This window comes from uncultured Bacteroides sp., assembly GCF_910578895.1.
Taxonomy (GTDB): Bacteria; Bacteroidota; Bacteroidia; order Bacteroidales; family Bacteroidaceae; genus Bacteroides.
In genome coordinates this window covers 257-4,571 of sequence record NZ_CAJTSC010000097.1, presented here as the reverse complement: position 1 = coordinate 4,571, position 4,315 = coordinate 257, and the positions used below count along the sequence as shown (strand labels likewise).

Genomic DNA, 4,315 nt, shown 5'->3' with positions numbered 1-4,315 from the left:
CTTTTAGAGTATCAGCCAATAACAAATAACCTGCATAGTCTGTTCCAATGGCGCAGACTACAATCGTATCGGTAATCTGTAATAATTCTGCCGGATATTTGATATTAAATTTGGATAGTAAACGACAGTTTCCAACCAATACCGGAGTTCCGTTAATCATTGCCTCCAAACCGAATCCGGCAAATTCTCTTGTACCGGTGACAGGTAGCAGTTCTACGTTTTGTAGCTTTGCATAGTTCACTATGGCTTTAGCAATCGGATGGGTACTGTTGCTTTCTACCGAAGCAACCATCTTAATCAATTCTTTTTCTTTAATACCGGATGCGGATTTACATTCTTGCACTTCAAAAGTTCCCTGAGTCAGAGTTCCCGTTTTATCAAATACAACCGTATTGATTTTAGTGATTGCATCCAGATAATTACCGCCTTTGAATAAGATTCCCAACCGGGAAGCAGCTCCGATGCCACCAAAATATCCCAACGGAATACTTACTACCAAAGCACACGGGCACGAAATCACCAGAAAGACGAGAGCCCTGTACAGCCAGTCATTAAATACATACGCAAACTGATTATCAATGAATGAATAAACAAACGGGAAGAGTACGATTAATACCGCCAGTCCTATAACAATAGGTGTGTAGATGCGTGCAAATTTACGGATAAACAATTCTGCCGGAGCTTTTCGTTCCGAAGCATTTTGCACAAGTTCCAATATTCGGGCAAGCGCACTCTTATCGAATGGTCTTGTCACCTTGATTCGAATCACTTTATCCGTCACAATCATTCCGGCAAGCACTTCTTCGCCTTCGCGAATATTACGGGGGACACTTTCACCTGTCAATGCCGCCGTATTAAAAGCAGCAACTTCGTTGAGCATCACTCCGTCCAAAGGGACTCTCTCGCCCGATTTTATCTCTATAATCTCGCCGACCTTTACATTCGCCGGACTTTCTGTAATCAGACTGTTATCTCTCAGTAACAAAGCCGGGTATTCGCCAATATAGAAAGCTCCGATTGTGGCAACAATCATTAGAGTAAACTCACTGAAGTAGTCTTTCTCTTTTATGCTCTCCCACGCTTCTTTCACAACAGGGAATCCGACCGGAAGATAAGCTACAATATACCAGATTAAAGCTACATATTCTTTATGAAAAAAAGAGGAACCTAGGGCATTCATTATAATACCACTTATCAGCAATATAAATGAAAGCCCTGCTTTCCAGTATTCTTGAAATATAGAATTTTTAACTTCAACTTCCTTTTCAGATGCACATCCGTGTGCACAGCAACTACAATGTCCCATATCTTTCATCTTTTAGTTGCTGCAAAGGTAGTGAATGATTCGTGCAACAAAGTTGCAAAAACGGATTTTGCTATATTATCTACACTGCTACTAAAAACGATGTAAGCGTCTCGGCGATGCCGTCCCCCCCCTCAAAAAAAATAGAAGTAGCATCTCCTCTTTATGTTTCGATCCTACTTCTATTTTCTTTCCATTTGTCCGGCAATAAATTTCTATATACCTTTATGTCCGTATTTGGTGGTAACTTTGCCGCTTTATTGATAACGTCCGTGATATATTCGAAGGTATTTATTCCCTGCATTCTGCATGAACAGGCCAGCGAATAAAATAAGGCACCTCTTTCCGCCCCCTTATGGCTTCCAAAGAAAAGGGAATTTCTTCTGGACATTGATATATATCGGTTGTACCGCTCGACCAAATTATTGTCCAAGTAGTAATATCCTTCAGTAAAGATGCCCTTAATGGCCTCCCATTGCGAGAGCATATAGTCAACCGCTCCCGCCATCTCACTTTTGGGAAGCAAGTCAGGCTTGCTCTTTATCCTGAGCAGTTCCCGTTTTATTTTGCTGAGTATCCGCGGCGCATACCTTTTCCGGTGCCTGAGGTTATCCTTTTCTGTCCATCCCTGTCGACCAACACAGTGTTCATGTTCTTTTTGATACAGCTTGTTCGTCAGTTCAACGATCTTTTGTGCGTCCGGTTCCTCCTGTACCTCAAGGAACTTCCTTTTGACATGTTGCAGGCAGGCGATTCTTTTAATTCCCGGATAGGCGTCACTTTCTAATTTTCTATACGGACTGTATGCGTCACTTTGTACTGTCCCCTCATATTCGGAAAGAAGGTCAAAAAGCACCTTCCCGCTACGGGAGCCGTTCTCGTAGAGGTACAGTATCAATTTCTGCTTGACCGCGACTGCCGCCCAGATATACCCCTGCCTTACCCCTTTGCCTTTACTGTTCTTCTCTTCCACAAGGACTTTGTGGTAACTTTCATCACAACAAAGATAAGAGTCTTCAAGCACGGCCATTCTCAACGCCTTGTAAAGGTTTTCCAGTACCTCGGCCGCCCTGCCCAGCAGGTGATGCGCGGTGGGCTTTTCAAGCTCAAACCCGCTTTCACGGAAGAAGCCGATAATCCGCTCCACACTCATAGAGTAGATATAGCGCAACTGGCATAAACCCGCTACAAAAGATCCGTCGTAGTTTGAGTTAAGGAAAGGTGCCTGGGGAGCGGAACCGCAGAAGACTGTTCCGTTTAAGCTATAAATGTTTTGCCGGTAGACAAGCTTTTCAAATTTCGGAGGAGTGTAGACATAACGGATGGAATCACGATATCCCATGAATTTGGCAAGGGATATGCTGAAAAGGGGATGTTCGGGATTGACTTCGATTACCTTCTCCTCCAGTTCAAAATGCTCCTTGCGTTTGGATTTATTGTTTCCCCGCTCTTTGGGAGAAGGGCATGGACGGGAGGGAGCCGTCCGCCGGACTGCCTCCGCTTCACCCGGTACCTGCTTTTCAGACTCGTTGCTTATAAGTTTGCCCAGACCACGACTGATGTTCTCCTGTTTTTTCAGTTTTCCATTTTTCAAGGTCAACGCCTCTTCTAATGAACGGACACTTTCGGTTAATTGGCGGACCTGCATCGTCAGTTCGCAGATAAGCAGCTGCCCATGCTCCTCACGCCTGGCAGCCGCTTCAAGCTGTTCTTTTAAAGATCTGATTTGATCCTCCAGAAGTTCTATGAGCCGGTCCTTTTGCATGTGTCAAAGATAAGAAAAAAGAACCGGAAGACAAAGAAATCAGCGAAATATTTGCAATGTAATATATTGATATACAGATTACTATATCAGGATATCACCTCAATCGGAACCGTTTCCTGCATTTGGCAGACCGGAGCGAGACGCCCTGCATTATCAAAAGAAAAGTCTTCCATGAGAGCTCATAAGACCCTGTATCGGGATTAAAACGGGGAACCTCAAAGGTACCTTCTTCCAGCCGTTTCTGATAGAGAATAAAACCGTCCGTATCCCACCGCAGAATTTTAACCATGTCACGTTTGCGGGAGAAAAACACAAATACATCACCCGAAACGGGAGAAAGGGACATGTCGGACTTGACAAGCCGGTAAAGTCCGGTCATGCCTTTACGCATATCAACATAATGCTGGCACAGATAATAATGCATGCCATCGGTTAAAGCAAACATGACTCTTCCTCCTGAATTTTACTGTTATAACGGTCGATAAAACGGTTGACGCTAAAAGAGCTGCCTTGCTTGATAGAGACAGTCACTCCGTCAGGGAAAGTGATGGTAACCCCGTAAAGCATATCCGGAGAGGAGGAAGGGGAAGGACAGACCGGAAGCAAACGGCTGAAAGAGGAGGCGGGCTCGTTAGCGGCGGTGACCGAAGAGTAGGGACGCAACTCACGGATACTGATGCTGTGGCGGGAAAGCCAAAGACACATACCATGGTAGTTGACATGGCGTTCACGACAATAACTACGAAGAGTTAAGGCAGGAGAAGAACATAAACAGGATTTATAATCCGATAAGGTACGGGTGTACAAGTCATGTGCAGTCATAAGATGTGTTTTTTATTATGACGCAAAGCTAAAAGGAAAAATTAAGATAGAAAATATGGCATCGCCGAGACGCTTACAGTTTTTCCGCAAAACAACCCTAATTTTACTTATTTCTCATACTCGTTGGATTCATTTCTCATAGTATCCCGGTCCTGGCACATAAATAGGCTGTGTAGGTTTCCCGATATTTTGCAACTTGCTTTCTGCTTTCAGTCTGCGGATTTGGCGGCTGGCCATGCTCTGGGTAAAGCAGCAAAGTGACTGCATATTACTACGGGTCAGTACGGGATGCGTTGCAAAATATTCCGTGAGTTTCCGGTCGATTTCTTCTTCTGTGAGCGAGGCGGAGTGCGGTTTGTATTTCGAACGTCGTAGGTGTGTAGCCATGCATGAACTTTTCAAATTCCTGTCAGCCTGAAAACTGA

General features: G+C 44.4%; 4 protein-coding genes and 1 pseudogene. All 5 read right to left on the bottom strand.

The window, feature by feature from the left end; translation table 11 throughout:
* A partial coding sequence (locus QZ327_RS14145) for an HAD-IC family P-type ATPase (RefSeq protein WP_294620348.1) occupies positions 1–1,306 on the bottom strand: 1,306 nt, incomplete at its 3' end.
* Positions 1,307–1,466: 160 nt separating this feature from the next.
* Positions 1,467–3,068 carry an IS66 family transposase gene (locus QZ327_RS14140; protein WP_294620346.1) on the bottom strand — a complete coding sequence of 534 codons (1,602 nt, stop codon included), beginning with the start codon at positions 3,066–3,068 and terminating at the stop codon, positions 1,467–1,469.
* A 94-nt stretch (positions 3,069–3,162) separates the two neighbouring features.
* Positions 3,163–3,513: an IS66 family insertion sequence element accessory protein TnpB gene (tnpB, locus tag QZ327_RS14135; RefSeq protein WP_008642045.1), complete on the bottom strand. Its 351-nt coding sequence runs from the start codon at positions 3,511–3,513 to the stop codon at positions 3,163–3,165.
* Complete coding sequence (locus QZ327_RS14130) at positions 3,501–3,890, bottom strand: hypothetical protein (RefSeq protein WP_217932176.1); 390 nt, start codon at positions 3,888–3,890, stop codon at positions 3,501–3,503. The genes tnpB and QZ327_RS14130 overlap by 13 nt, the downstream gene beginning before the upstream one ends.
* Positions 3,891–4,019: 129 nt before the next feature.
* Positions 4,020–4,315, bottom strand: a pseudogene (locus tag QZ327_RS14125) (DNA-binding protein); the annotation flags it as partial.

Excerpts from the sequence above, each read along its gene's own strand:
- QZ327_RS14140 (WP_294620346.1), bottom strand. The coding sequence starts at position 3,068 with ATGCAAAAGGACCGGCTCATAGAACTTCTGGAGGATCAAATCAGATCT.
- tnpB (WP_008642045.1), bottom strand. The coding sequence starts at position 3,513 with ATGTTTGCTTTAACCGATGGCATGCATTATTATCTGTGCCAGCATTAT.
- QZ327_RS14130 (WP_217932176.1), bottom strand. The coding sequence starts at position 3,890 with ATGACTGCACATGACTTGTACACCCGTACCTTATCGGATTATAAATCC.